Below are 25,343 nucleotides of genomic sequence, written 5' to 3'. Positions count from 1 at the left end.
TTCGACGCCGGTGCGCCTAATGGCGGGACAGCTCGCGGGGGAGCCCGCACGAGGCGGCAGGGTCGGCCGGAAAGTCCGTCGAGAGCGCGAGGTCGCGCTGCGCCTGCAAGGCGGCAAGCCGCTGCTCCAGGGCCGATTTCACGTTCGTGTAAGCGTCGCTGCCCAGGGTCAGCCGCTTCGGTGCCGGACGGGTGTCCGCCGAGGCGATGATCGCGGCCGCCATCTTCGCTGGATCTCCGCGCGCAGCGCCGAAATTCGTGCGCGAGGTGCCCTGCTCCACCATTGTGACCTCGATCCCGAACGGCGCTACTTCCGGAATCAGGGCTTCGAGAAACCCCTCGATCCCCCATTTGGTCGCATGGTAGATGCTTAGGCCGGGCATGGCCCATTGGCCGCCCATGCTGGACAGCTGGACGATCCGCCCGCCGCCCTGCAAGCGCAGGTAAGGCAGCACTGCCCGCGCGAGCTGGATCGAGCCCGTGAGGTTGGTGGCGATCTCCCGTTCGATCTCCGCGTCCGACAGCGCCTCGGCCGCGCCGGAGAGACCGTAGCCGGCATTGGAGATGACGACGTCGATCCTGCCGAGTTCCCCGAAAGCGCGTTCGATGACGTTGCGCACTCCAGCGGTGTCCGTCACGTCCAGGCAGGCCGTCCACAAGCAGTCCGGATGCTCTTCGCGCAACGGCGCAAGGTTCGCCGGGCGGCGGGCGGTCGCCGCCACCCGCTCGCCTCTTGCCAGCAGTTGCTCCGTCAATTCGCGTCCGATTCCCTGGCACGCGCCAGTGATGAACCAGGTTCTGGCGGCCATGTCCGTCACTCCCCCTGACCGACCTCGGTCGAGCGATCGCCGAGACCATTATCCCGCGGACCGGCTCCGTCTGTCGCTACCCGCGGGCCCCGGAATTACCCTCGCGTACCGCGCTCGTGGCTTCCGCGCTTGTGGCTTCCGCGCCCGTGGCTGTCGCCGCCACCGCTACCGGTACCGTCATCGGTCGATCCCTCGCCCCGATGCCGGCCGGAATCCTTGTCCGGATCGAGTTCATCGGCCTTCCTGAGCTGTTCCCCCGTCTTTTCCCGCAGCGTCTGGGCCTCGGACTGACCGGCTTCGGCTTCCTGCCGGCGCTGGTCCGCTTCGCTGCGCAGGCGGTCCGCCTCCGCTTCGGCTTCCTGCCGGCGCTGCTCCGCCTCGCGGCGCAGACGTTCCGCTTCCACTTCCGCCTTCTTGGCATCGGCCGTGGCCTGGCTGGCCTGTGCATCCCGCTCGCGCGCTTGAAAGTCCGCAGCCTGCGCCTTCTCGCGGATCGCCGCGGCCTCATGGCGGTCCTGCTCGCGCTTGCGTTCGACGCGAACGTGCTGCCGTTTCCGCGCCATGAACGCCAGCAGCGCAACGATAGCCAGTACAACGACGATCCCTACGATGATCCCGATTATTTGGGCTGTATCCACTGCTCATCCACCTTCTGGGTCGGTTCTTCTGGGTTTTCCGGACACGGCTGTTCCGCCGGCCACGGCCCTCCGGTGGCGGCCCTTCCGGCGGCGGCGCTCCGGCGACGGCGCTTCCGAATGTGCAAAAACCGCGGGCGGCACGGCGGCAACCGCTCCGTACAGGAAAAGCTTGGCTGTCCAAGCAGCAGTCCCGGTCCAAAGCTCGCTGCCTCCAGCGCCAGGTACATGGGATTGCGGACATAGCGGTACAGTCCGCCGACCACCAGGTACTTGGGCGGGGCTATCGGCGCTGGCGTGCCCACGCCCTCGGCCGCGAACCGGACAAAGGAACTGCCCACCGCAGCCGCTCCGGTTCCTATCAGCGCCGCACCCAGGATCTGCGCCGGAGCGCCGCCGGGGACCGGCACGCGGACTCTCCAGCGGGTGATCCGCCATGGAACGGCTCCCGCGAACACGGCCGGCGCCAGCCCCATGGCGATGGTGCCAAGGACTGCGCTGCGCTTCTCCTGCGCCGAATCGGCCGAAGTGCCCATGGAGCTACTCTTGTCCGCTGCCGGAACCCCGTCAAGGCCCTCACCCCCGGTTCACTCTCTCAGCACGCGCACGTCCGCCCGCTTATTCGTGCGCCAGGCGCGGAGTCAACCGGGGCGGGAGCCTGCTTACCGTGCTGAGATGGGCCGGGCCGAACCGGAAGCACTTTGCTCCGGCGGCCCGCGCCGCACTCGCCGCCCAGTGCCGGCCATCACCTCGCCCCGTAGCTAGAGAACTTCATGAGTTGCACATACGGTGGAGGGCAACCGAGCAAGGTCTCTCCACTGTCCATCTGCGAGGCCTCTTTCACCCGAGGATTGGATCTGGCCGTCTTTTCCCATTCGCCGGCGGTCTGCAACCCGGCTGAACAGAGTGCCGATGAATGAAGAGGATGTGCATTGATATGCAGGGTCTTGATTTCCGACGCGCCGAAAGTGACGGGGCTGAGAGCGGGACGACGTCATGAATCCGCAGGCGACGAAGGACCTTCCCCATCCATTTTTCAGCCATTTTTACGCCAAGGTCAGTCCCTGGATGGAGGAGGAGGGACTGGCCGACCTTCGCCAGGAACTGCTGGTTGGGCTGGAGGGTGACGTCGTCGAGGTCGGAGCCGGCAACGGGATGAACTTCGCCCACTACCCTCCAACCGTTACCCGCGTGATTGCGTCGAGCCGGAACCGTATCTGCGTGGACTGGCGGAGCAGGCCGCTCACAAAGCACCCGTTCCCGTGACAATTCTTGCCGGGACTGCGGCCCGCTTACCGCTGGAGGACCGTTCCGTCGATGCCGCAGTACTCTGCCTTGTCCTCTGCTCCAGTAGGGATCGAAAAGGTGCACTGGCCGAGGTGCTCAGGGTGCTTCGCGCGGACGGCCAGTTGCGTTTCCTGGAACACGCCATTGCCGAGACACCTAGCCTGCGACGGCTTCAGCGGATCGCTGACGCAACGGTATGGCCGCCTCTGACCGGCGGCTGCCATACCGCAACGGATCCCGTGCGCGATATCGCCGACGCAGGATTCTCAATCAACAATCAGAGGCGGCTGCGTTTTCCGGAGCGAAGGCTCACAGTGCCGACCAGTCCACACGTGATCGGGACGGCAATCGCACCCGTCGCAGACAGGGATGGCAGGGGTTTCCCAATCTAAGACCGGCCAGATTCAGCGCCAGAGTTCATCCGCCCAGGCTGCGTCCCGCAGGTAGTCCCGGGCCGGACCGAGGTTCCACAGCTCACCCACCGTGGACAGGTATCCCATGGAGCGCATGGTTTCCACGGCGTCCTCGGAGCATCCAAGGGCCGCGCTGAGATCGCGGTTACTTGCGGCCCTGATCACGTCTTCCGTGCGGTCGATGCCATCCTCGACGCTGTTTTCCATGTTGGGGGCTTCAAGGTGGTGAGTGTGCTGTCCAAAGGGGCTCATGATGAATGCTTTTCCAGTTCGGGGGCTCCTGTGTCCGCGTGCCAGCCCCGGGCATAGAGGCCCAGGGCAGCTTCCTCACGGGGAGTGAAGCCCAATCTGTTGATGAGCATGTGCGCCTGGTACACCGTCAACTGCTGCGCACTGCGGCTGACCCGGGCCCTGTCCGCCCGGTAGAGGTAGGTGTCAATCGCCCGGAACCACCGGCGGCGCCAGTTCTTGACGGCGGCTTCAGCGGCCGTTGCCGCCATAAGACCGTGAATAGAGGGCATCTTGGCTGCAACCTGCGCGGTCATGGCTTCCCGGACGTTGGCTGCACGCGGCCCCATGCCGGCGGTGCAGCTCTTGAGATGGCTGTCCCAGTAGTAGTCCCAGGAGGGCCGGCGACGGTCCGGCCAGCTGCCCGACCGAGGACCGCGCATCATGGAACGGGCGGAATCAAAATGGAGCAGGGCGCCGAAGGCGGAACGGTTCTGCCCCTTGGGGAACCGCTGGATTCCCCAGGCGGCGAGCTCCGAGGCCAGCTCAAAGACTTCCTCAGCCAGGCGCAGGCCTTCCACGCCGCCGAAGGTCGCGAGTTCCGCTTCCAGTTGAGTATCGATCTCGGTTACGAATCCGTCAAAGACCAACTCGCTGGCCGGCGTGCTGAAATGCTGCGTCACTGTCAGCTGGGACAGCACCCCGCCGGCCTGGTCCTGCAGTGCACGCTGGAAGGCCTGCAGCCGCTCGAGGGTTTCGACCGGCGCGAGGATCCGGATGCGCACCTGGGCGGCCGGGATGCCTTCCACACGCTGGAAGAACCACCGGACAGCACCGAGGAGACGCGCCTGCGCTGCCAGCGGGGTGACCAGTTCGCCGATGATCGCATCGGCAACATCGAAGCCTTCCGTGTGAATGGAGAGGTGCCACCACTGCGGGCTGCCACTGGTTCGCTTGGGGGGACGAACGGCAGTCATTTGGCTCATGGCGGTCTCCTTCTCCGAAGGCTCTGGTCCACCCCGCTGGCGCGCTTCAGGGGACGATTAGGGGATTATTTCGACGAGGGCTCCTCCTTACGCTCCGGGCCAATCCCACACCGCGGCAGTGATGTCCCCGGAGGGCTCTGCGGGGGCAACAGCGCCGGCGGCGAATACCGCGCCAGCGGCGACCAACAGGCCTGCAGCCAAGCCAATGATCTTCTTTCTCATGAAAATGTCCCTTCAAGCAAGTGCGAGTGAGTTCTGCTGGTCCGCCGGGGTTTCCGACCCGGTAGAAGTAAGATTCCACTCCCGCCAAAGGGAAGTCCAGCGCTGGAAATGCCCTATTCCGGACATGGCCTCATACGGACTCGGAGGCAGGATCGGGACAGGGCCAAGAATGTCCACGGGCGGCGCAATTCTGCGGTTTTCCCGTCCCTTCGCTGCTACTGCGGGCCCTCAAGTCACTGCTGGCAGCAAGTGGACATGACAGGTTTTTACAGCCCTCTTGCGCCTGCCGCCCATCAATCGTTTCCCTCCGGAACCGGCGGGGAGGTGTTGATCGCTAAGCTAGTGCCAGAGGAGGGCCGCCGGCTGCGTCCGTGGCCGAGGTTTGCAGATGGGGGATCTGACGTGCTGGACGGAGTGTCGCTGGAGCTTTACCGTTTTGCCGTGGCGACGCCGGGCTGGACGCTGGACGAGGCGTCCACCGCACTCGGCTACACCACTCGCAAGATTGAAGGCGCCGTGGCGGAACTGCTGGAGAACCGGCTCCTGGAACTGCCCAAGGGACACGCGGACACCTATGTGGCAGTTTCCCCCGAAATCGCCCTCGCGGACCTCGTGGACGAAGACGAACGGACGCTCCAGGAGCTACGGAGCCGGATCAACGCCAAGCGCCGGGAAATGACGGCCCTGCTTCCGGAGTATGCAGCTGCGCGCAAGGAAATAGCCACGGATCCGTCCGTCGAAGTCCTGGAGGATCCCGCCGTCGTCCGCCGGGTTCTCATCGAATACGGCAGGGACGTGACCGAACAGGTCCTGATCGCCATGCCCGGGCAGGGCTCGAATGCCGAGGCCCACGAAGCCAGCATCAGGAAGGACCGCGATCTGCTCGCCAAGGGCGTGGTCCGGAAAAACCTCTACGACAACAGCACCCGGGACCATATGCCGACCCGCAAGGCCGTGGCGGCGCTGAGCCCGGACGGAGTGCAGTTCCGCACCCTCCCGTTTGTTCCGGTCCGACTGCTGATCTTCGACCAGAAGCTGGCCCTGGTCTCCCGCCAGCTGGAACAGGACGACCATGCAGCACTGGTGGTCCGGGACATCAACCTCATCCGCATCTTCAATCACCTGTACGAAGTCGCCTGGGAACTGGCAGAACCGTATATCCCGGTGGAGGAAGTGAAGGCCACAAAACTCAATAGCACCCAGCAGTCCATCCTCCAGGGACTGGCGGCCGGACATTCGGATGAGGTCATCGCCCGGCGCCTGAACATCAGTGTCCGCACCTGCCGGCGCCATATCGCGTGGATGCTGGAGGAGCTTGGAGCCGAGAGCCGCTTCCAGGCCGGGATGAAGGCCCACGAGGCAGGCTGGATCTGAGCGGCACCCCCAGCGATGCAGATACATAAACATCTGTAGCCTATTGAACAACACCGGGGGTTATGCTGGGTGAGTGATGCCCCGAGAGACAGCCGGCCCAATGACGCTGCCGACTGAAACGGAAGTGGCCCTGGAACGTGCGGTGGAGCAGGCCCACCGCCACGATCTCCTGTTTGCCGAGCGCGCGTACCACATCAAGCAATCGGCTGTCCGGGATGTCTTCGACATTTCGGTCCGACCCGGTCTGGTGTCCCTGGCCGGCGGGTCCCCCTACCTGAAATCGCTGCCGCTCCAGCGGCTGGGACAAACGGCCGCCCGGATCATTGCCGAGGAGGGCCTGCAGGCCCTGCAGTACGGCAGCGGCCAGGGCATGCCGGAACTGCGCCGGCAGATCTGCGAGGTGATGGCACTTGAGGGAATCACCGATGCGGACCCGGACAGCATCGTGGTCACCACCGGATCGCAGGCAGCCCAGGACGTGGCGGCCAAAATCTTCTGCAATCCAGGCGACGTGGTGCTCTGCGAAGACCCCACCTACGTGGGCGCACTGAATTCCTTCGAGGCCTACCAGGTGGAACTGCAGACCGTCGCCACCGATGACAACGGCCTGGTTCCGGAGGATCTGCAGCGGCGGATCGCCGGCCTGCAGGAGGCCGGCAGGACGATCAAGCTGCTGTACATCATTCCTAGCTTCAACAACCCCAGCGGCCACACGCTGAGCGCCGAACGCCGCCGTCAGGTCGTGGAAATCTGCCAGGAAGCCAACATCCTCATCCTCGAGGACAACCCCTACGGCCTGCTTCGGTTCCACGGCGAAAACCTGCCCCCGCTGCGGGCCGGCAACCCTGACGACATCATCTACCTGGGTTCCTTCTCCAAGATCTTCGCCCCCGGTGTCCGGCTGGGGTGGGCGCTGGTTCCCAAGCACCTGCACCGGCGGTTCTACCTGGCCTGCGAAGCCGTGGTGCTCTGCCCGTCCGGGCTCAGCCAAATGCTGGTGTCCGCGTACCTGCGGGAGTATGACTGGCGCAGCCAGCTGGAAACCGCCCGCGGCATCTACCGCGAGCGCTGCCAGGCGATGCTCGATGCCCTCGAGGACCAGATGCCGGAGGGTGTTTCCTGGACCCGGCCGGACGGCGGGTTCTTCGTGTGGGCCACCCTGCCCGAGGGCGTGGACACCTACCCGCTCCTCTACCAGGCGATCGACGCCGGCGTCGTCTTCATCCCGGGAGCCGCCTTCACGCCGTCGGACGAACCGTCCCGCCGGCTGCGGCTGGCCTTCAGCGGCGTCGCGGCAGCGGACATCACCGAAGGGATCCGGCGCCTGGCGCCGATCCTCCGGCAGGCTGTCGAGGACAGCCGCCGGCGGAGCGCCTGAGGTTCCCCTACTCCAGCAGCAGGGCAGGCTCTTCCATGATGGCGGCGACGTCGGCCATGAACCGTGCGGACAGGTCGCCGTCGACCACCCGGTGATCGAACGATCCGCCAAGGGTGGTGATCCAGCGCGGGATGACTTCGCCGCTGACCACCCACGGCTTCTGCCGGATGGTGCCGAATGCCACGATCGCGACTTCGCCCGGGTTGATGATCGGAGTGCCGGTATCGATCCCAAGGGCCCCGATGTTGGTGATCGTGAGCGTTCCGTCCTGCATGTCCGCCGGCTTGGTCTTGCCTGCGCGGGCCGTCGCGGCCAGGTCGCTGAGCGCTACCGCCAGTTCCTTCAGTGACAGGTCCTGGGCGTCCTTGATGTTGGGAACCAGCAGTCCGCGGGGGGTGGCGGCCGCGATGCCCAGGTTCATGTAATGCTTGACGATAATTTCGTCCTCGGCCCATGTCGCGTTGACCGAGGGATTGCGGGCTGCGGCCCAGATGACCGCCTTGGCCAGGATCAGCAGCGGGGAGACCTTGATGCCTTCGAAGTCGCGGGAGGTCTTGAGCCGCTTGACGAACTCCATGGTGCGGCTGGCGTCCACGTCCACGAAAATGCTTACGTGCGGAGCGGAGAAGGCGCTCTCCACCATCGCCTTGGCGGTTGCCTTGCGCACGCCGCGCACCGGGATCCGCTCGATCCGCTGCCCCTGCGGCTTCTTCGACGGCTCCCAGAACTCTCCCGCCTGCGCCACTTCGGCTTCGCGCTGGGCCTGATAGCTCAGCAGGTCCTGCTTGGTTACCTCGCCCCGCACGCCAGTGGCGGTGACGTCCGCCAGGTCAATGCCCAGGTCCCGGGCGGCCTTGCGCACCGGCGGTTTGGCCAGCACCTTGTGGATGAACTTGTTGAGCCGTTCCTGTACGACGGCGGCGGGCGAGGCGGGTGCAGCGGCGGAAGGTGTGGCGCCGGAAGGCTCCGCGGGCGCGGAGGGCGCCGCGACGGAGTACGACGCCGGCCCCTGGGTATCCGGGTCCGGTCCGGCCGGAACACGGGCGGCCGGAGCCGGCGCGGACGGCTGGGCCGCAAAGGGGGAGGCCTTGCGCGGGCGGCGCTTGACGGCGTCGGCCTTCGGGCCCGAACCAACCAGGCGGCCGGCAGTGTCCGCGGGCTGGTTTCGACTCGCTGGCGCTCCCTCAACCACCGGGGTTTCGTTCCTCACTGACTCGCCCGCCGGGGTTTCGACTCGCTCGTTCCTCGTTCCCTCAACCACCGGGGCCGGGCTGCTGTTCACAGCGATGATCGGGGTTCCCACGTCCACCGTCACCCCTTCTTTCACGAGGAGTTCGGCGACGACGCCGGCATACGGGGACGGCAGTTCCACGAGCGATTTGGCGGTTTCGATCTCGACGATGACGTCATTGATCGCTACCGGGTCTCCCGGCTTGACCTTCCAGGAAACGATCTCTGCCTCGGTCAGGCCCTCGCCGACGTCCGGCAGGTTGAAGGTATTCAGATCCGACATGTGTTCTCCAGTGTCCGGCTAGTACGCGAGGGAGCGGTCGAGGGCTTCGAGGATGCGGTCGATGTCCGGCAGGTAGTGCTCCTCCACCTTGGCCACAGGATAGGGCATGTGGAAACCGCCGACGCGGATCACCGGCGCCTCCAGCGAGAGGAATGCGCGCTCGGAGACGCGAGCGGCGATCTCGCCGCCGATACCGCCGAAGGTGGGTGCCTCATGGGCGACGATCAGGCGCCCGGTCTTTTGGACCGACGTCGTAATGGTGTCGAAATCGATCGGCGAGATGGAGCGCAGGTCGATGACCTCGAGGCTGCGGCCGTCCTCGGCGGCTGCATCGGCCGCGGCCAGTGCCACCGGCACCAGCGGACCGTAGACGACGACGGTCGCGTCCGTGCCCTCCCGCAGTACCTGCGCCTGGAACGGGTCGCCGGCGGGCGTCGTCGTGTCCACCTCTCCCTTGAGCCAGTAGCGGCGCTTGGGTTCGAAAAGGATGACCGGATCCTGGCACTGGACCGCCTGCTGGATCATCCAGTAGGCATCCTGCGGATTGGAGGGGGTGAGGATGCGCAGCCCAGCCGTGTGCGCGAAGAGAGCTTCCGGCGATTCCGAATGGTGCTCGATCGAACCGATGCCGCCGCCGTAGGGAATGCGAATGACCACCGGCATGGTCAGGGCCCCGTCGGTCCGCGAATGGATTTTCGCCAGCTGGGTGGTGATCTGGTTGAAACCGGGGAAGACGAAGCCGTCGAACTGGATCTCACAGATGGGGCGGTAGCCGCGCATGGCCAGGCCGATCGCCGTACCGATGATGCCAGATTCGGCCAGGGGTGTGTCCACTACGCGGTCCTTGCCGAATTCCGCCTTCAGGCCCTCGGTCACCCGGTAGACGCCGCCCAGATCCCCGATGTCCTCGCCCATGAGCAGCGCCTTGGGATCGTTGGCGAGCACTGTGCGCAGGCCCGCATTGAGGGCCTTGACGAGGGTCATGGTCTGCACAGCCGGGGTGCCGCTGCCGGCCGCGGCCTTCGCGGATTCGATGCTCACTTTGGTGGTGCTCGCTTTGGTGTCGATGCTCACTGTTCCGTCCCCTCAAAACCGGCCTCGTACTGCCTGTGCCACTCGAGTTCCTCCGCCACCAGCGGATGCGCTTCCGCATAGATGTGCCTGAAGGACTCCTCGAAAGTCGGGGCCGGCATGGCCAGGGTCTGCTCACGGATCCTGGCGGCCAGGGCCGCGCCTTCGCCGGTCAGCGATTCGAAGAAGGCATTGTCCGCCTGGCCGCTGCTGCGCAGGTATTTTTCCAGCCGCACCAGCGGGTCCTTACTCCTCCAGGCTTCCTCCTCTTCCAAGGGCCGGTACTTGGTGGGATCGTCCGCGGTCGTATGCGCGCTCATGCGGTAGGTGAAGGCCTCGATGAGCACCGGACCCTCCCCGTTCCGGGCCCGCTCCAGCGCCCACATGGTGACGGCGTGGACCGCGATGACATCGTTGCCGTCCACGCGGATGCCTGGGAAGCCGTAGCCCTGGGCACGGTTGGCCAGCGGAATGCGGGACTGGACCTCCGTCGGCACGGAGATCGCCCAGTGGTTGTTCTGGCAGAAGAAGACGACCGGGGCGTTATAGGAAGCAGCGAACACCATCGATTCGTGGACATCGCCTTCGGAGCTGGCGCCGTCGCCGAAGAAGGCCACTGTTGCGGCCTTGGCGGCCTGCGGATCCAGGGCCTGGTCCCGCTGGATGCCCATGGCGTAGCCGACGGCGTGCGGCACCTGCGCCGCCAGCACCAGGGTGTAAAGGTGGAAGTTGGAATCGCGGGGGTCCCAGCCGCCGTGGGAAATGCCGCGGAAGCGGCTCAGCAGCTGGGAGAGGTCCAGTCCGCGGGTGAGTGCCACACCGTGCTCGCGGTAGGTCGGGAAGACGTAGTCCTGCGGCTGCAGCGCCCGGCCGCAGCCGATCTGGGCGCCTTCCTGCCCAGTCAACGGCACCCACATCACCAGCTGGCCCTGGCGCTGCAGTGCCGTTGCCTCCTGGTCGAAACGGCGGACGAGGAACATGTCCCGGTACAGCCCGCGCAGCGCCTCCGCATCCAGCCCCTGCACGTAGGGGCTGTAGACCGGGTCCTCGGACAGCGCACCATCGGGGCCCAGCAGCTGGACCAGCTCCGGCCCGGCTGCCTCAGGTGCCTGCGGATGCACGGCCTCCTCGAGTTCTTCCGATTCGAACTCGGTGGCTGGCAGGTGTTCTACGCCCATACCTACTCCTCACCTGGACCGCCCGTCGACGGTTCGTCCCTAGATATATTCCACCAGGGGAATATATTCCCTCTTTGGCATATATGTTGAAGTTACAGCTCCAAGACTAACTTTTGCCGGGCTTTGTAACCTATTCGTGACACGTCAGGCCACGCCCGGACCTTTGGGATAGGAAGCGCAGATCTCCAGGAACCGGGTGTTGGCCTCCGGCTCGCCGATGCTCACCCGGATCCCCTCAGCGCCGAACGCCCGGACGGACAGGGCCCGTTCCTCGCACAGATCGGCGAATTCGGGGGTGTTCTCCCCGAGGGCCAGCCAGACAAAGTTGCCGTCCGCATCCGGGACGGTCCAACCCAGCTCCTTCAGCCCATTGACCACGCGGGTGCGCTCATCCACCAGGCTCTGGACCCGGTGCCGGACCTCATCCATATGCTCCAGCGAGGTAATCGCAGCGTGCTCCGCGATCGAGGACACGGCAAACGGTATCGCCGCCATCCGGAGGTGCTGGGTCAGCTCCGGGCGGGAAATGGAGTACCCCACGCGCAGCCCCGCCAGGCCGTGGGCCTTGGAGAAGGTCCGCAGCACCGCCACGTTCGGGTACCTGCGGTAGAGCTGCACGCCGTCCACGACGTCGTCCTTCCGGACGAAGTCTTCGTAGGCCTCATCGATGACCACCAGCACGCGCGACGGTACGTTCTGCAGGAATCCCTCGACCTCTGCGGTGGTCAGGGCCGGTCCCGTCGGATTGTTGGGCGTGCACAGCAGGATGACCTTGGTCCGCTCCGTCACGGCCGCCGCCATGGCCTCCAGATCGTGGCGCCCGTCCGCCAGGACCGGCACCTGGACGCTGGCGGCGCCGACCAGTCCCACGCAGATGGGGTAGGCCTCGAAGGAACGCCAGGCGTAGATCACCTCATCCGGAGCGGCGTAGTCGTTGCCGCCGGCGAAGGTGGCCAGCAGCGCGTTGAGGGCGCCCAGGCTGCCGCCGCCGGTGACGATGTCCTCCGCAGGAACACCCAGGTGTTCGGCAAGCTTGACGCGCAGGGCGGTGGAGGTCGGATCGGGGTATCGGTTAATGTCCGTCTGCGCCGCGATGGCCTCGAGCACGGCCGGGATCGGCGGCAGCGGGTTCTCGTTGGAGGCCAGCTTGAAGCTCTGCAGGCCCTCGATGGCAACGGGCGGCTTGCCGGCGGCGTAGCGCGGGAGCCTGCCCAGGACGGCGCGCGGCTGGACGCCGTCGACCCGGCTTTCGGCAGCGGCGGTGTGCTCTGTGGAAGTCATGGGTTAACCCTAGTCCTGCCGCTGCCCAAGTCCGGGCGGTCCTACCGGCGTGTGAAAGCATGGGGGCGTGGGTAAGTTCATCGTCCGGATCCTGATCAATGCGCTGGCACTGTGGGTGGCCGGCGGGCTCCTGCCGGGCATCACCGTCGGCTCCTCCGCCGCCATCCAAACCACCGGCAGCGGCACGGCCGGGATCGTCCTGGCCTACCTGTTCGTGGGCCTGGTTTTCGGCCTGGTCAACGCGGTGGTGCGTCCGGTCGTCAGCTTCCTGGCCCTGCCGGTCACCATTCTGACCCTGGGCCTGTTCACCGTCATCATCAATGCGGCCATGCTGATGCTGACCTCGTGGCTGACATCCTACACGCCGGTGGAATTCCACGTCGATTCGTTCTTTTGGACCGCCATCCTGGGTTCCCTCGTGATCAGCATCGTTTCCCTGGTGGCCGGCACGGTGACCCGCACGCGCGACTGAAGCACCGGCGTCGTACGGTTCAGATCTGCGGTTACGCGGGCAGGTGTCAGACGTCTGTCAGACGTCGACGGCGCGCATCGCCTGCTCCGGGTAGCGCTCGCCGCTGGCGGCGCCCGGCGGGAACAGCGCGGCGATCCGCTCCAGCTCGGCGGCTGACAGGCTGACCTGCAGTGCCGCGACGTTCTCCTCCAGGTAGGAAACCCGCTTGGTCCCGGGGATCGGCACAATGTCCGGGCCCTGGGCGTGCAGCCAGGCGAGGGCCAGCTGCACCGGCGTGACTCCCTTGTTTTCGGCCACGCCGGCCAGAGCCTGCACACGCTCGAGGTTGTGCGCCAGGTTCTCGCCCTGGAAGCGGGGCACGCTGCGGCGAAAATCGTCCGCTGTCAGCTGGACCGGGGACTTGATCCGGCCGGACAGGACCCCGCGGCCGATCGGCGAGTACGGCACGAATCCGATCCCCAGCTCGCGGACCGTCTCCAGCACGCCGTTCTGCTCCACGTCCCGCGTGAAGAGGGAGTATTCGGTCTGCACCGCGGTCAGCGGATGCACGGCATGGGCACGGCGGATCGTGGCCGGCGCGGCCTCGGAGATGCCCAGGTGGCGGACCTTTCCTTCGGCGACGAGCTCCGCCATGGCGCCGACCGTCTCTTCGACCGGCACCGTGCGGTCCACGCGGTGGATGTAGTACAGGTCGATGTAGTCTGTTCCCAGCCGCCGCAGCGAACCTTCCGCGCTGGCCCGCACGTACTCCGGGCGCCCGTTGACCTTCCCGGTGAGCCGGCCGGCGTCGTCGATCTCGTTGCCGAACTTGGTGGCGATGACCACACGGCCGCGGATGGCGTGCAGTGCACCGCCCACCAGGTCCTCATTGCGCCATGGACCGTACATATCCGCCGTATCAAAGAAGGTAACGCCGAGCTCGACTGCGCGCCGGATCGTGGCGGTGGATTCGATGTCGTCCGTCTCGCCATAGAAGGCACTCATGCCCATGCAGCCCAGGCCCTGGGCGGAAACTGCCAGTCCCTGCGGCCCCAATGTCCTCGTGTCCATGCCTGCCCGCCGTTCCGGTTGGGAATCCCCTGTCCGCTCCCGAACTTACTGCCGCCTGCAGCCTCCGGCAAGAGCCGGGCCAGAGTCTCGGGCCGGATCCTCCGCTGCGGGACCTCACAGCGGCGGCCGCTATGGGTGAGAGTCGGTTGACGAACCTGTAACAGAGAGCAGCATCGGCCGAAACACGGACTGCATACCGTGGATCCCAGCCCCAGAATCCGACGCCCGCTGGAGGATCCCTTGAGTATCGACCGACCCGTTGAGGCCGCCCCCGCGGCGGCCCAGCCAACCACCGGCATCCGCGTCCGCCCCGGCCGTTGGGTGGACAACTGGAATCCCGAGGATGAGGCCTTCTGGGAAAGCAAGGGCCGCCGGCTGGCCGGGGTGAATCTGCGCTGGTCCATCTTCTGTGAATTCCTGGGTTTCGTGGTCTGGCAGCTGTGGTCGATCGTGGCCGTGCAGCTGCCGGCGGCCGGTTTCAGCTTCAGCTCCTCGCAGATCTTCTGGCTGATCTCCATGCCGTCCCTGGTCGGCGCCACGCTGCGCATCCCCTACACCTTCATGGTGCCGAAGTTCGGCGGCCGCAACTGGACCGTCATCTCCGCGCTGCTGCTGCTCATTCCCACCGCCGGCCTGGCCGTCTGCGTGGCCAACCCGCAGACGCCGTTCTGGGCCATGCTGCTTTTTGCCGGACTGGCCGGTTTCGGCGGCGGTAATTTCGCCAGCTCGATGGCCAACATCACCTACTTCTACCCGACACGTGAAAAGGGCTGGGCGCTGGGCCTGAACGCCGCCGGCGGGAACCTGGGCGCAGCCGTCGCCCAGCTGGTCGTGCCGCTGGCCATCACCTTCGGCGCGGCCGCCAGCGTGGACCTGCCGCTGGCCGGACTGATCTGGGTGCCGCTGATCCTGCTGGCAGCCTGGGGTGCCCGGAAGTTCATGCACAATCTGTCCCACGCCCGCGGCGACCTGGCCGGTTCGCTGGCCGCACTGCGCGAACCGCACCTGTGGATCATGTCCTTCCTCTACATCGGCACCTTCGGCTCCTTCATCGGCTTCTCCGGTGTGTTCCCGAAGCTGATCAACGACGTCTTCCCGGAATTCTCCGCCTTCTCCGTCGGCGCCGCTGCACTGTCGCTGTCCTTCCTGGGCCCGCTGGTCGGCTCGCTGGCCCGCCCCTACGGCGGCAGGCTCGCGGACCGTTTCGGCGGAGCGCGCATGACGGTGGCATCCTTCGCGGTCATGGCAGTGGTTGCGCTGGCCGTGGTGTTCACGCTGCCGGCGGCCAACTTCTGGCTCTTCCTGGTCCTGTTCCTGGCCCTGTTCACCGCCAGCGGCTTCGGCAACGGCGCCACCTACAAGATGATCCCGGCGATCTTTGCGGTCCGCGGCCGGCAGGCCCGCGTCACAGGAAAGGACGACGTCGGCAGCGAGCGCAAGGCGTCCGCCGCCTTGGGCCTCGTCTCGGCCATCGGCGCCTACGGCGGCTTCGTGATCCCGCAGGTGCTCAACGCGTCGAACACCGCCACCGGGGCCTACGAGGCCGCGTTCCACGGTTTTGTCGGTGCCTACGCCATGATGCTGGGCGTGGCCTGGTTCTGCTACCTGCGCCGCGGCTCCGTTTTCGCCCAGGCCGGGATCTAGCCCGTGGGCACGGACACGCACTGCCCGTACTGCGCGCTGCAGTGCGGCATGCGGCTGGGCACTGCCGATGCCGGCAGCGCAGGCATGCCGCTTCAGGTGAGCGGCCGGGACTTCCCTACCAACCGCGGCGGCCTGTGCCGCAAGGGCTGGACCTCCACGTCGCTGCTGGGCTCGCCGGAGCGGCTCACCTCACCGCTGCTGCGCGGGGACGACGGCGTGCTGCGCCCGGTCGGCTGGGACGAGGCCCTGGACCGGGTGGTGCTCGAAGTGCGCCGGGTGCAGGCGCGCTACGGGGCGGACGGCGTCGGGGTCTTCGGCAGCGGCGGACTGACCAATGAGAAGGCCTACCTGCTGGGCAAGTTCGCCCGGGTGGCGCTGGGCACCTCGCGGATCGACTACAACGGCAGGTTCTGCATGTCCTCCGCCGCCGCGGCGGGCAACCGCGCCTTCGGCCTCGACCGCGGGCTGCCGTTCCCCCTGGAGGCACTGGACAGCGCGCACGCCATCCTGCTGCTGGGTTCGAACGCGGCCGACACGATGCCGCCGTTCGTGCAGCATCTGCAGGGTGCGCGCGACGCCGGCGGGCTGATCGTCGTCGACCCCCGCCGCTCCGCCACCGCCGCGCTGACCGACAACGACGCCGGCCTGCACCTGCAGCCGACGCCCGGAACCGATCAGGCCCTGCTGCTGGGCCTGTGCCACGTGGTGTTCCACGAAGGCCTGGCGGACCGGGACTACATCGGCCGCCGCACCTCCGGGTATCAGGCCGTCAGCCGCAGCGTCAGCACCTGGTGGCCGGAGCGGGTACAGGCCGTGACCGGCGTGCCGGCGGAGCTGATCCGCGAGACCGCGCGGCGGCTGGCCGACGGCGCCCGGCACGGCCAGGAGCAGGGAACCGGCGGCACCTACATCCTCACCGGCCGCGGTGTCGAACAGCACGCCGACGGCACGGACACCACGACGGCGGCCATCAACCTGGCGCTGCTGTTGGGCCTGCCAGGAACCGCGCACAGCGGCTACGGCACGCTCACCGGCCAGGGCAACGGCCAGGGCGGGCGCGAGCACGGCCAGAAGGCGGACCAACTGCCCGGCTACCGCAAGATCACCGACCCGGCCGCCCGGGCGCATCTGGCCAAGGTCTGGGGCGTGCCGGAGACTAGCATTCCCGGACCGGGGCTTCCCGCCGTCGATATGCTGATGTCCCTGGGCACGGAGGGCGGCGTGCGCTGCCTGCTGGTGCACGGTTCCAATGTGGCCGTCTCCTCCCCCGATGCCGGGGCGGTGATCGCCGGGCTGCGGCGGCTGGACTTCCTGGTGGTGGCGGACTTCTTCTTGTCGGAGACCGCGGCGGAGGCGGACCTGGTGCTGCCGGTGGCCCAGTGGGCCGAGGAAGAGGGCACCATGACCAACCTCGAGGGCCGCGTCATCCGCCGGCGGCGCGCCGTGGGTCCTCCTGCCGGCGTGCGCAGCGAACTGTGGCTGCTGAGCGAACTGGCACGCAGGCTGGACGCGCCGTCGTCCTTCAGCGCCGATCCGGAAACGGTCTTCGAGGAACTGCGTCTGGCCTCCGCCGGCGGCCCCGCGGACTACTCCGGGATCGACTACGGACTGCTGGAGTCCGGTGCGGCCGCCTACTGGCCGTATCCGGCCGGCTCCACAGGAACGCCGCGGCTCTTCCTGGACGCCTTCGCCCATCCGGACGGGAGAGCGCGGTTCATTCCGGTGCGACCGGGGGCACCAGCGGAGGAACTGCACCGCAACGGCTCGCTGGCGCTGACCACCGGGCGCCTGCTGGAGCATTACCAGTCCGGTACCCAGACCCGCCGCGTTCCGGATCTTGCCGCCGCCCAGCCAGAACCGCGGCTGCAGCTGCACCCGGCCACCGCCCAAGCACTGGGCATCGCGGACGGGGACATGACGGAACTGGACAACGGCCGGGGCACCGTCCGCAGCCGGGCACAGGTCACTGCCGAGATCCGGCCGGACACGGTTTTCCTGCCGTTCCACTTCGCCGGCCAGCAAAGCGCCAATCTGCTCACTCAGGCCGTCACGGACCCGGTCTCCGGGATGCCTGAATTCAAGACCAGCGCCGTATGGGTGCGTGCCCTCAAGGAGGCTGATGCCGGATGATGCCCGAACTTTCCGTCGGCGCCGCCGGCCCCGAACGCGTGATCGTCGTCGGCTATGGTCCGGTGGCTGCCCGCTTCGTGGACGAGCTGCTGCCCGCCGTCCAGGCCGGCCGGCTCTCGCTCCTCGTGCTCGGAGAGGAAAGCGTTCCAGCCTACAACCGTGTGCTGGTCGCCGACGTGGGCGTCGGCCGCACGACCCGGGAGGCCATCGAGGTTTCCGACCCCGAGGAACTGCGGAGCCATGGCGTCGAGGTCCGGCTCGGGACGAAGGTGCAGCGGATCGACCGCCCGCGCCGGCAGGTCCTGCTGGCGGACGGATCAGCCGAGCCCTATGACCGGCTGGTCTTCGCCACCGGCGCGCGGGCCCTCGTGCCGACGCTCGCCGGCATCAACCCGGATCCCGGTGGCATCCACCTGCTGCCGCCCGGCGTCACCGCACTGCGGGACCTGCGCGACGCCGAACGGCTGCGCCAGGCGGTCGAGGCTCAGGAGCACGTGATCGTGCTGGGCGGCGGCATCCTCGGTCTCGAGGCGGCCCTGGCCGCCTCCGATGAAGGGACATCGGTGACCGTCGTGCACCACGGACCGCGGCCGCTGGCACGCAGCATTGACCGCGGCGGCGCCTTCGTACTGGCCGCCCAGCTGCGTGCCCGCAGCATCCGCCTGGTCTCCGACGCGCGCTCCACCGGGATCACCTTCCGCCCGCAGGCCGGCGGACGCCACCGCTTCCGTTCCCTGGTGCTCGACGACGGCACGGAGCTCCAGGGCGGCCTGCTGCTGCTGTCCTGCGGCGTCCGGCCCCGCACGGAGTTGGCCGAGGGCTGCGGCCTGCAGGTGGAGCGCGGGATCCGGGTCAACCACCGGCTGGAGGCCGACATCGACGGCCGCATCTTCGCCATCGGCGACTGCGCAGAGGTGCTGTGCGCGGATCCGGCCTGCGCCGAATGTCCGGGCCGGGAGGGAATGGGACCGTCCGGGCTGATCGGGCCGGGCTGGCGGCAGGCCGAATACCTCGCCGCCCGGCTGGTAGTGGAAGCTGCCGGGGCCAGGACGGGAGCAGCTGCCGGGGCCAGGGCGGGAGCCCTTGGCGAACGGCTCGAAGCCGAGAAACCCGGCGTGATCCTGCTCAAGGCCCGCGGCCTGGATCTGGCGGCGGCCGGTTCAGTGGATGCCGAGCCGTGGGACGAGGACGACGCCGACACCACCCGGGGCGGCGCGGCCCCGCGCCGGGTAGCCCAGTGGGCTGATCCGGAGCACGGCCGCTACGTCAAGATGGTCACCCGCGCCGGGGTCCTTGAAGGACTGGTGTGTGTGGGCATGCCGCGTACGGCAGCCGAACTGATCCTGCTCTTTGAACGCGGCGCCGAACTGCCGGCGGACCGGACGAACCTGTTCCGCCTGGATGCGCTCGACCAGCCGGCTACCGCCGCCCCGGCTGGTCCGGACAGCACGGTCTGCCGCTGCACGGGAGCCACTCGGGGCAGGATCGACAGCGCCATCGCCGCTGGCTGCAGCACCGTGGACGGCATCGGCAAGGAAACCCGGGCCGGTACCGGCTGTGGCGGCTGCAAGGAGCGGATAGCCGAGATGATTGCCGAGTACCAGCTGACGCTGACGGCTTAGGGCGCCGGGGTGTCGAAGACCGGCCGGGCCGCCTCGATCGGATCATTCGGGTCCGGCTCCCCTTCCTTCATGCCGACCCGGAACTGGACCATCATGTCGTGGTCCTCATGGGGCAGGTTATGGCAGTGCATCATGTAGCGGCCGCGGTGCGGACCGAAGCGCATGATCGCGCGCACCGTCTCGTTCTCGCCCAGATAGATCACATCCTTCGGACCCCGCTCCCACGGGAACCGCGGCGCACCGTTGCGGTCCAGGATCCGGAAGTCGACCAGGTGGATATGCACCGGGTGGAACCAGCCGCCGGACTTGTTTTCGATCTCCCAGATCTCGACATCCCCCAGCCCGGGATCGGCGACGGCGTGCTGGAAATTGCTGGCGATCACGTCCTCCCAGGTTTCGCGGTTGATGGTCCAGTCGCCGCCCTGGCGCTCGAACCGGAAGTGCCGGGTGGCCACGGCCTGGGCAGGATCCAGCTGGGACTCCGCGGTGGTGACCAGCCGGTCCGGAATGCTGTTCGGTCCGCTGGTGTCCACGGGTGCGTCCGTGACATCGAAGGCCATGATCTTGTCCGTGTGGTCGAAGTCGATGTTGTTCTTGTTGGACAGGTTCCGCAGCTCCACCCGCTGGCCGGGCCGGTACCGGGAGAAGTCAATCAGGAACTCGTACCGTTCGGAGTTGGCGTGCCGGTAGGAATCCACCGCCTGGGTCCGGGGCATCAGCCCGTCGTCGGTTCCCACCATGAACAGCGGCTCGCCCGTGCTCAGCACCGGCCGGATGGACCGGTTGATGGAGGCATTCAGGCACCGGAAGCGGTAGATGCGCCGCTGGACCTCCATCACCGGCCAGGCCGGCCGTTGACCAGGATGACATCGCCCCAGAGCCCCGAATGCGAATGGTCGTCAAAGGCTTCGGTGCCGTCGGCGGCGAACATGAAATCATTGATGATCAAAGGCACGTCGAAGGGCCCCTGCGGCACCAGGGACCGCTCCTCCTCATCATGCAGTTCATACATTCCGGCCAGGCCCGAATACACATTCTGCGCGGTGAAGTGCACCTGATGGTCGTGGTACCAGAACGTGACCGCCGGATGGACGTTCGGATAATGGTAGTCCTTCCTGAACCCCGGCAGCGTGACATCACTGGCATAGCCGTCATACTGCGGCAGCGACGGCGAACCATGCAGATGGGTGGACGTTCCGGTCGGCGTACCCAGGAACGGCTGCGGACTGGGCAGCTGGTTCCGCATCGTCACCACGGCGTGGACACCGTTCTCCAGGCTGATCGTCGGACCGGGGAAGATGCCGTTGTAGCCCAGCACCGGGGTGGCAAAGCCCGGAATGAACTGCTCCAGCCCGGCCCGCTCGATGATGGTGTAGTGGTTGACGGGCAGACCGTCCTCCGGATCAACGCCCTGTCCGTCGGGCTGCAGATACGGCGGAATACGGAACTCGTTGGTAAATGGCACCGGGAATTTATCGTCCGGCAGGCTGCTGGCCGACTTCGCGGCAATAGAGGACAGCGGAACGCTCAGGCCCGCCGCTCCCATGACGCCAAGCCCTCCCAGCAGGAGCATCTCGCGGCGGCTCATGGACATTTCAGTCATCTCCTCGACATATCCAGTCCAGATAGCGTCGAGCCGATGGGACCAGGCCCCGGGACCCAGGGACTCCCTTCCGGTCCCCCCAACCTTTAAACGTTATTCCCCGGGCCTTGGGCAAATCTTGGACTCGCCGCCAGGGCCAGCCAGCCGGCGTCGTACTCCTGCGGGGATCCAACTCCCCACCTCAAGGTTTCCCTAAGTGTCCAGGAGGAATCTTTTCGCCAGACGAACATCGAGTCCGCAGGTACCGTCGGGGGTAGACCCACTTCCCGGTGTACGTCCCAGCAAATGGTAAGGGGCCATGTGCAAAGAAGGGATGTATCCATCATGTCTATCAGCCGACGCAACCTACTGGCGATGGGGGGACTCGGTGCGCTTGGGGCCACCGCGCTGTCCGTGCCGCTGACCTCGATCAGCGCCAAATCAGCCAGTTCCCTGTCCGCGTCGAAAATCCCGCCGCCGTTCACACAGAAGTTCGTCATTCCGCCGTACCTGGCCCCGGACCGGACCGGCGTCGATCCCGAAGACGGTCAGCCGATGAACTACTACACGGTCACGGAGATGGCTGCCGCCGCCGAATTCCTGCCCGGCGTCCAGACGCCCATCCTGGGGTACAATGGCATCTTCCCGGGGCCGACGATCAGGGTGGACCAGGGCACCAAAGCGGTAGTCAATATGCGGAACCAGCTGCCGAAGACCCACCCGGTCTACGGCACGCCCCTGGCCACCTCGACGCACCTGCACGGGTCCGCGTCGCTGCCGCAGTATGACGGTTATGCCAGCGACGTCACCGAGCCCGGGTTCAGGAAGGACTACCACTACCCGAACTTCCAGCCGGCACGGACGCTGTGGTACCACGACCATGGCGTGCACTTCACCGCCCAGAACGCCTATTCCGGCCTGCTCGGCATGTACCAGCTCCATGATCCGGTAGAGCGGGCACTGCTGCCGCAGGGGGAGTTCGATGTTCCGCTGCTGGTCTCCGACATCCAGTTCCGCGCCGACGGTACCGCGGCCTACGACGACCACGGACACTCCGGCCTGTGGGGCGACGTGGTCCTGGCCAACGGCGTGCCCTGGCCGGTGTGCAGGTCAAACGGCGGATCTACCGGTTCCGGGTGCTGGTCTGCGACATCTCCCGCTCCTTCCGGTTCCGGCTCAGCACCGGGGACCCCATGATCATGGTGGCCACCGACGGCGGGCTCATGCCCAAGGCCCAGCCAGTACTGGAATACCGCCACGCCAACTCCGAGCGGTACGAATTCCTGATCGACTTCTCCAAGTACCGGCCGGGCCAGGAAATCGTGCTGCAGAACCTGTCCAATCCGTTCAATATCGACTACAACGATACTGACAAGGTGATGAAGTTCGTCGTAACCGACGAAGCCTTCGACAGCAACGATCCGAGCGCTCTGACGCTGCCGTCGGTCCTCGCCGGGAGCGAGCCCATGCTACTGAGGCGGGCGGAGTCCAGGATGACCAGGAACATGATCGTGGAGCGGCAGAACGGCGAGTGGAAGCTCAGCGGCAAGAGCTGGGCCGATGTGATCGCCAGCAACTTCCAGTGGGCCTGGGCGAATCCTGACCTTGACGACGTGGAGATCTGGGAGATCGAGAACAAGTCCGGCGGCTGGTTCCATCCGGTCCACATCCACCTGGTGGACTTCCACATCCTCAGCCGCAACGGCCAGCCCGCGTTTGCGTATGAAGAAGGCCCCAAGGACGTCATGTACGTCGGGGAGAACGAGAAGATCCAAGCCATCATGCGCTTCGAGCACCGGCAGGGCCGCTACATGGTCCACTGCCACAACCTGCCGCACGAGGACCACGACATGATGGTCCAGTTCCGCGTCGGTTTGAAGGAAGGTGAGCCCGATCCGAACGACCCGATCAACTCTGCCCGATCTGTCCTGGACATCCCGGTCACCTAGCAACAGTACGGCGCACCGGACCCGGAACATGATCCTGGTGGCCGCGGCGATACTGCTCATCGTGGTCATCAGGACCTTCGTCCTGCAGCCGGGCACCGTCTCCTCCCAAAGCATGGAGCCCACCCTGGAGCGGGGCGACGTCATTATCCAGAACAAGCTGGCGCCCGCGCTTGTCGGCATCAAGGCTGGCGACCTGGTGACGGTCAGCAGTCCGGTGGATGGCGCGACCATTGTCAAGCGGGTCGTCGCGACCGGCGGACAGAGCGTGGAACTCTACGGCGGAAAGCTCGTGGTCGACGGCAATCCCGTCGAGGAGCCGAATGTCGACATGCACAATATGGGCGGCATCTTCTTCGGTCCGGTCACTGTACCTGAGGGACAGATCTTCCTCATGGGGGACAACCGCCTTGAGTCGATCGACTCCCGCGATTTCGGGCCAGTTGACGCCGGTCTGGTGCACGGAACGGTGATCCTGACCCTGCCTTTCGGGGACCGCAGCTAGCGTGCTTTGGTCTGCTCTGGCCTACCGGCGCTACCCGCCGAAGGCCGCTGCCATCGTGGCCGCTGCGGACAATGCGGCGGCCACGATGACTGCGCCGAAGCCGGCCAGCCACACCGGCGACGGAATGCCGGTCCGGCGGGACAGGATATAGGCATCGGAACTCCCGACGTCCCGCCGGCGCCTGAAGTGCACCGTGGCCAGGTTCACCCAGGCCCGGATCGCCCCGGCCAGGAGCGCAATGCCGGTCACCAGTGTCACGTGACCGGCGAACCCGGGCGGCGTATACCAGACCAGCATTCCGGCGACGGCGGCGCAGGCCAGGGCGATCACGGCGCCGTGGAAGTTGCGGACGAACAGCAGCGTGGCCAGCAGCAGGAGGGCGCTGAGCGAGAGTGCCAGCGACGCCCAGCCGCTGAAGGCGGCCCACACCAGCGCGGCTCCGACGACGGCTGGCGTCGGATAGCCCCAGAAGCCGGACCAGACGGAGCCGGCACGGCTCCTGCCAAGGCTGTGCATTGTTCCCGAGTGGTCGAAGCGCAGGCGGATTCCCTTGACGATCTGCCCTGTCATCAGGGCGGCGAAGGCGTGCCCCAGTTCGTGGACGACGGTGACGAACAGCCCGAACCAGCGCCAGATGGCCCGGGGCACCGTGAGCGCCAGGGCAGCTGCCCCGATGATGCCCAGCATCAACGGGCTGACGGCAACGGGCAGGCCGGGAGCGAATCCTGCGAGCACCTTGTCCCACCATTGGCCGAGCACTGACGGCAGGTTATCGGCTATGTTCACGTCGTGTTTTCCTGTCCGGCGGCTTGGGCATCGCGGCCGGATGCTGCCTCCCATACTGCCGCCGTGGAGATATGGGATGGAATATTAGGGGGTGCAGGTTGTCTGCGCTGCCGATGACATTACCCGGGTTGATTGCCACGAACAGAAAGCAGGGTTGGGATGGCGGATGGTTTGGTTTTTGAGCATGAGACGCTGGGGCAGCGGGTGCTGTTCGGCACCGGCCGGGCGGGCGGGTTCCTGGCCCAGGAGGTAGAGAGGCGCGGCGCTGCCCGGACGATGGTGATCGCGACCGGGCGGGAACTGGAGCGCGTCGCCCACGTCCTTGACGGGCTGGATGCTGCCCTGGTCTATGACGATGTCGTCCAGCATGTTCCGGTCGGGAACGCGGAGCGGGCGCGCCAGGCTGCGGCCGATGCCGGGATTGACCTGCTGGTGTGCATCGGCGGCGGCTCGGCCACGGGTCTGGCCAAGGCGGTTGCGCTGACCTCGGGGCTGCCGATCGTGGCGGTTCCGACGACGTATGCCGGTTCGGAGGCCACGAATGTGTGGGGGCTGACGGAGAGCGGGAAGAAGACCACCGGGGTGGATCCGCGGGTGCTGCCGGCAACGGTGATTTATGATCCGTCCCTGACGCTGTCGCTGCCGCAGGAGCTGAGCGTTGCCAGCGGGCTGAACGCGCTGGCTCACTGTGTTGATTCGCTGTGGGCTCCCGGCGCGGATCCGATCAATGCCGCGTTGGCGACCGAGGGGGCCCGTGCACTGGCGAGGGCCCTGCCGGCCATTAAGGCGGACGCCCGGGATCTGTCCGGCAGGGAGGACGCACTGTACGGGACGTATCTGGCGGCGGTTGCCTTTGCCGGTGCCGGGTCGGGAATGCATCACAAAATCTGCCATGTCCTGGGCGGACGGTTCGATCTGCCGCACGCCCAGACCCATGCGGTGGTGCTGCCCTATGTGCTGGCCTTCAATGCCGGCACAGCTCCGGAAGCTGCGGAACGGATTGCCGGCGCGCTGGGCGGCACTGCCGCCGTGGAAAGCCTTAACACCCTGCGGGCCGCGCTGGACGCGCCCACAGCGCTGAAGGACTATGGCCTGGCCGAAACCGATCTTAAAGAAGCGGCGGAGCTGATCCTGCCGTACATCCCCGAGTCCAACCCCCGTACGGTCACGATCGAAAACCTCACCGGCCTGCTCCGCGCTGCCTGGGCCGGGGACCGGCCCGGACAATAGGC

26 protein-coding genes are annotated in these 25,343 nt (G+C 66.8%); 12 read left to right on the top strand and 14 right to left on the bottom strand.

Translation table 11 applies throughout. The features are described 5' to 3' along the window. Positions 1-16 precede the first annotated feature (16 nt). The 3 genes from AC5RWU_RS14045 to AC5RWU_RS14035 form a co-directional block, all read right to left on the bottom strand. Positions 17-808: an SDR family oxidoreductase gene (locus AC5RWU_RS14045; RefSeq protein WP_494031517.1), complete on the bottom strand. Its 792-nt coding sequence runs from the start codon at positions 806-808 to the stop codon at positions 17-19. 95 nt (positions 809-903) lie between these two features. After that, a complete protein-coding gene (locus AC5RWU_RS14040; RefSeq protein ID WP_494031516.1) occupies positions 904-1,446 on the bottom strand; it encodes a hypothetical protein in 543 nt (180 codons plus the stop codon). After that, on the bottom strand, positions 1,428-1,979 hold the full coding sequence (locus tag AC5RWU_RS14035) for a methyltransferase family protein (RefSeq protein WP_494031515.1): 552 nt from the start codon (positions 1,977-1,979) through the stop codon (positions 1,428-1,430). Before AC5RWU_RS14035 ends, AC5RWU_RS14040 begins: the two co-directional genes overlap by 19 nt. Positions 1,980-2,439: 460 nt before the next feature. On the opposite strand from AC5RWU_RS14035, the gene AC5RWU_RS14030 reads away from it, so the two are divergent. Both AC5RWU_RS14030 and AC5RWU_RS14025 read left to right on the top strand, forming a co-directional pair. After that, entirely contained in the window at positions 2,440-2,709 is a 270-nt protein-coding gene (locus tag AC5RWU_RS14030) for a hypothetical protein (protein WP_494031514.1), read from the top strand. After that, positions 2,661-3,122, top strand: coding sequence for a class I SAM-dependent methyltransferase (locus tag AC5RWU_RS14025; protein WP_494031548.1), 462 nt, complete (start codon positions 2,661-2,663; stop codon positions 3,120-3,122). The genes AC5RWU_RS14030 and AC5RWU_RS14025 overlap by 49 nt, the downstream gene beginning before the upstream one ends. Before the next feature lie 12 nt (positions 3,123-3,134). Here the strand turns inward: AC5RWU_RS14025 and AC5RWU_RS14020 are convergent, their stop codons facing one another. The 3 genes from AC5RWU_RS14020 to AC5RWU_RS14010 all read right to left on the bottom strand — a co-directional run bounded on the left by AC5RWU_RS14020 (position 3,135) and on the right by AC5RWU_RS14010 (position 4,579). Next, the gene (locus AC5RWU_RS14020) at positions 3,135-3,395 is read right to left on the bottom strand and encodes a hypothetical protein (RefSeq protein WP_494031513.1); all 261 of its coding nucleotides are present in this window, start codon (positions 3,393-3,395) and stop codon (positions 3,135-3,137) included. Next, positions 3,392-4,357 carry a lantibiotic dehydratase C-terminal domain-containing protein gene (locus AC5RWU_RS14015; protein ID WP_494031512.1) on the bottom strand — a complete coding sequence of 322 codons (966 nt, stop codon included), beginning with the start codon at positions 4,355-4,357 and terminating at the stop codon, positions 3,392-3,394. Before AC5RWU_RS14015 ends, AC5RWU_RS14020 begins: the two co-directional genes overlap by 4 nt. 87 nt (positions 4,358-4,444) lie before the next feature. Further along, positions 4,445-4,579, bottom strand: coding sequence for a hypothetical protein (locus AC5RWU_RS14010; protein WP_494031511.1), 135 nt, complete (start codon positions 4,577-4,579; stop codon positions 4,445-4,447). A gap of 402 nt (positions 4,580-4,981) precedes the next feature. Here AC5RWU_RS14010 and AC5RWU_RS14005 point away from each other — a divergent pair, with 402 nt between their 5' ends. Continuing rightward, positions 4,982-5,953 (top strand): helix-turn-helix transcriptional regulator, encoded by a 972-nt coding sequence (locus tag AC5RWU_RS14005; protein WP_494031510.1) that lies wholly within the window; start codon positions 4,982-4,984, stop codon positions 5,951-5,953. 76 nt (positions 5,954-6,029) lie between these two features. Then, a complete protein-coding gene (locus AC5RWU_RS14000) occupies positions 6,030-7,331 on the top strand; it encodes an aminotransferase-like domain-containing protein (RefSeq protein ID WP_494031509.1) in 1,302 nt (433 codons plus the stop codon). Positions 7,332-7,338: 7 nt separating this feature from the next. Here AC5RWU_RS14000 and AC5RWU_RS13995 read toward each other — a convergent pair whose 3' ends face one another. The 4 genes from AC5RWU_RS13995 to hisC form a co-directional block, all read right to left on the bottom strand. Then, the gene (locus tag AC5RWU_RS13995) at positions 7,339-8,844 is read right to left on the bottom strand and encodes a dihydrolipoamide acetyltransferase family protein (protein WP_494031508.1); all 1,506 of its coding nucleotides are present in this window, start codon (positions 8,842-8,844) and stop codon (positions 7,339-7,341) included. 18 nt (positions 8,845-8,862) lie between these two features. Beyond that, positions 8,863-9,837, bottom strand: a complete 975-nt coding sequence (locus tag AC5RWU_RS13990; protein ID WP_494031547.1) for an alpha-ketoacid dehydrogenase subunit beta — start codon at positions 9,835-9,837, stop codon at positions 8,863-8,865. A gap of 77 nt (positions 9,838-9,914) precedes the next feature. Next, positions 9,915-11,093: a pyruvate dehydrogenase (acetyl-transferring) E1 component subunit alpha gene (gene pdhA, locus AC5RWU_RS13985; protein WP_494031507.1), complete on the bottom strand. Its 1,179-nt coding sequence runs from the start codon at positions 11,091-11,093 to the stop codon at positions 9,915-9,917. Between the two features lie 144 nt (positions 11,094-11,237). Next, complete coding sequence (hisC, locus tag AC5RWU_RS13980; protein WP_494031506.1) at positions 11,238-12,374, bottom strand: histidinol-phosphate transaminase; 1,137 nt, start codon at positions 12,372-12,374, stop codon at positions 11,238-11,240. Positions 12,375-12,441: 67 nt separating this feature from the next. Here hisC and AC5RWU_RS13975 point away from each other — a divergent pair, with 67 nt between their 5' ends. Then, positions 12,442-12,846, top strand: coding sequence for a phage holin family protein (locus AC5RWU_RS13975; RefSeq protein ID WP_494031505.1), 405 nt, complete (start codon positions 12,442-12,444; stop codon positions 12,844-12,846). Between the two features lie 57 nt (positions 12,847-12,903). Here the strand turns inward: AC5RWU_RS13975 and AC5RWU_RS13970 are convergent, their stop codons facing one another. Further along, positions 12,904-13,896, bottom strand: a complete 993-nt coding sequence (locus tag AC5RWU_RS13970) for an aldo/keto reductase (protein WP_494031504.1) — start codon at positions 13,894-13,896, stop codon at positions 12,904-12,906. A 240-nt stretch (positions 13,897-14,136) separates the two neighbouring features. On the opposite strand from AC5RWU_RS13970, the gene AC5RWU_RS13965 reads away from it, so the two are divergent. From AC5RWU_RS13965 to AC5RWU_RS13955, 3 genes are read left to right on the top strand one after another with little or no spacing between them, the layout of a single operon-like run. Beyond that, complete coding sequence (locus tag AC5RWU_RS13965; RefSeq protein WP_494031503.1) at positions 14,137-15,540, top strand: MFS transporter; 1,404 nt, start codon at positions 14,137-14,139, stop codon at positions 15,538-15,540. Between the two features lie 48 nt (positions 15,541-15,588). Further along, on the top strand, positions 15,589-17,670 hold the full coding sequence (locus AC5RWU_RS13960; protein ID WP_494031546.1) for a molybdopterin oxidoreductase family protein: 2,082 nt from the start codon (positions 15,589-15,591) through the stop codon (positions 17,668-17,670). Further along, positions 17,667-19,292, top strand: coding sequence for an FAD-dependent oxidoreductase (locus AC5RWU_RS13955; RefSeq protein WP_494031502.1), 1,626 nt, complete (start codon positions 17,667-17,669; stop codon positions 19,290-19,292). The genes AC5RWU_RS13960 and AC5RWU_RS13955 overlap by 4 nt, the downstream gene beginning before the upstream one ends. Here AC5RWU_RS13955 and AC5RWU_RS13950 read toward each other — a convergent pair. Together AC5RWU_RS13950 and AC5RWU_RS13945 are read right to left on the bottom strand one after the other, a co-directional pair. After that, positions 19,289-20,128, bottom strand: a complete 840-nt coding sequence (locus AC5RWU_RS13950) for a multicopper oxidase domain-containing protein (RefSeq protein WP_494031545.1) — start codon at positions 20,126-20,128, stop codon at positions 19,289-19,291. The two genes, AC5RWU_RS13955 and AC5RWU_RS13950, sit on opposite strands and share 4 nt — an antisense overlap. Then, the gene (locus tag AC5RWU_RS13945) at positions 20,128-20,895 is read right to left on the bottom strand and encodes a multicopper oxidase family protein (protein ID WP_494031501.1); all 768 of its coding nucleotides are present in this window, start codon (positions 20,893-20,895) and stop codon (positions 20,128-20,130) included. The genes AC5RWU_RS13950 and AC5RWU_RS13945 overlap by 1 nt, the downstream gene beginning before the upstream one ends. Positions 20,896-21,219: 324 nt before the next feature. Here AC5RWU_RS13945 and AC5RWU_RS13940 point away from each other — a divergent pair, with 324 nt between their 5' ends. The 3 genes from AC5RWU_RS13940 to lepB are packed head-to-tail and all read left to right on the top strand — an operon-like array spanning position 21,220 to position 23,325. After that, positions 21,220-22,071, top strand: coding sequence for a multicopper oxidase family protein (locus AC5RWU_RS13940; protein ID WP_494037037.1), 852 nt, complete (start codon positions 21,220-21,222; stop codon positions 22,069-22,071). Beyond that, positions 22,068-22,823, top strand: a complete 756-nt coding sequence (locus AC5RWU_RS13935) for a multicopper oxidase domain-containing protein (protein WP_494037036.1) — start codon at positions 22,068-22,070, stop codon at positions 22,821-22,823. Before AC5RWU_RS13940 ends, AC5RWU_RS13935 begins: the two co-directional genes overlap by 4 nt. 28 nt (positions 22,824-22,851) lie before the next feature. After that, complete coding sequence (gene lepB / locus AC5RWU_RS13930) at positions 22,852-23,325, top strand: signal peptidase I (RefSeq protein WP_494037035.1); 474 nt, start codon at positions 22,852-22,854, stop codon at positions 23,323-23,325. Between the two features lie 30 nt (positions 23,326-23,355). Here lepB and AC5RWU_RS13925 read toward each other — a convergent pair whose 3' ends face one another. Continuing rightward, a complete protein-coding gene (locus tag AC5RWU_RS13925) occupies positions 23,356-24,111 on the bottom strand; it encodes a M50 family metallopeptidase (protein WP_494031497.1) in 756 nt (251 codons plus the stop codon). 159 nt (positions 24,112-24,270) lie between these two features. Here AC5RWU_RS13925 and AC5RWU_RS13920 point away from each other — a divergent pair, with 159 nt between their 5' ends. Continuing rightward, a complete protein-coding gene (locus tag AC5RWU_RS13920; RefSeq protein WP_494031496.1) occupies positions 24,271-25,341 on the top strand; it encodes a maleylacetate reductase in 1,071 nt (356 codons plus the stop codon). The last annotated feature ends 2 nt before the right edge of the window (positions 25,342-25,343 follow it).

This window comes from Arthrobacter sp. B0427-1-12, assembly GCF_059092905.1.
This window is presented reverse-complemented; position numbering and strand designations above follow the sequence as displayed.

What these genes read in the sequence shown, in the direction of transcription:
- pdhA (WP_494031507.1), bottom strand. Translation starts at nt 11,093, where the DNA reads ATGGGCGTAGAACACCTGCCAGCCACCGAGTTCGAATCGGAAGAACTC.
- AC5RWU_RS13950 (WP_494031545.1), bottom strand. Translation starts at nt 20,128, where the DNA reads ATGGAGGTCCAGCGGCGCATCTACCGCTTCCGGTGCCTGAATGCCTCC.
- AC5RWU_RS14020 (WP_494031513.1), bottom strand. Translation starts at nt 3,395, where the DNA reads ATGAGCCCCTTTGGACAGCACACTCACCACCTTGAAGCCCCCAACATG.
- AC5RWU_RS13935 (WP_494037036.1), top strand. Translation starts at nt 22,068, where the DNA reads ATGATCATGGTGGCCACCGACGGCGGGCTCATGCCCAAGGCCCAGCCA.
- AC5RWU_RS14030 (WP_494031514.1), top strand. Translation starts at nt 2,440, where the DNA reads ATGAATCCGCAGGCGACGAAGGACCTTCCCCATCCATTTTTCAGCCAT.
- AC5RWU_RS13940 (WP_494037037.1), top strand. Translation starts at nt 21,220, where the DNA reads ATGTCTATCAGCCGACGCAACCTACTGGCGATGGGGGGACTCGGTGCG.
- AC5RWU_RS13955 (WP_494031502.1), top strand. Translation starts at nt 17,667, where the DNA reads ATGATGCCCGAACTTTCCGTCGGCGCCGCCGGCCCCGAACGCGTGATC.
- AC5RWU_RS14035 (WP_494031515.1), bottom strand. Translation starts at nt 1,979, where the DNA reads ATGGGCACTTCGGCCGATTCGGCGCAGGAGAAGCGCAGCGCAGTCCTT.
- AC5RWU_RS13920 (WP_494031496.1), top strand. Translation starts at nt 24,271, where the DNA reads ATGGCGGATGGTTTGGTTTTTGAGCATGAGACGCTGGGGCAGCGGGTG.
- AC5RWU_RS13960 (WP_494031546.1), top strand. Translation starts at nt 15,589, where the DNA reads ATGCGGCTGGGCACTGCCGATGCCGGCAGCGCAGGCATGCCGCTTCAG.
- AC5RWU_RS13995 (WP_494031508.1), bottom strand. Translation starts at nt 8,844, where the DNA reads ATGTCGGATCTGAATACCTTCAACCTGCCGGACGTCGGCGAGGGCCTG.
- AC5RWU_RS14045 (WP_494031517.1), bottom strand. Translation starts at nt 808, where the DNA reads ATGGCCGCCAGAACCTGGTTCATCACTGGCGCGTGCCAGGGAATCGGA.
- AC5RWU_RS14010 (WP_494031511.1), bottom strand. Translation starts at nt 4,579, where the DNA reads ATGAGAAAGAAGATCATTGGCTTGGCTGCAGGCCTGTTGGTCGCCGCT.
- AC5RWU_RS14015 (WP_494031512.1), bottom strand. Translation starts at nt 4,357, where the DNA reads ATGAGCCAAATGACTGCCGTTCGTCCCCCCAAGCGAACCAGTGGCAGC.
- hisC (WP_494031506.1), bottom strand. Translation starts at nt 12,374, where the DNA reads ATGACTTCCACAGAGCACACCGCCGCTGCCGAAAGCCGGGTCGACGGC.
- AC5RWU_RS13945 (WP_494031501.1), bottom strand. Translation starts at nt 20,895, where the DNA reads ATGACTGAAATGTCCATGAGCCGCCGCGAGATGCTCCTGCTGGGAGGG.
- lepB (WP_494037035.1), top strand. Translation starts at nt 22,852, where the DNA reads ATGATCCTGGTGGCCGCGGCGATACTGCTCATCGTGGTCATCAGGACC.
- AC5RWU_RS14000 (WP_494031509.1), top strand. Translation starts at nt 6,030, where the DNA reads ATGCCCCGAGAGACAGCCGGCCCAATGACGCTGCCGACTGAAACGGAA.
- AC5RWU_RS13970 (WP_494031504.1), bottom strand. Translation starts at nt 13,896, where the DNA reads ATGGACACGAGGACATTGGGGCCGCAGGGACTGGCAGTTTCCGCCCAG.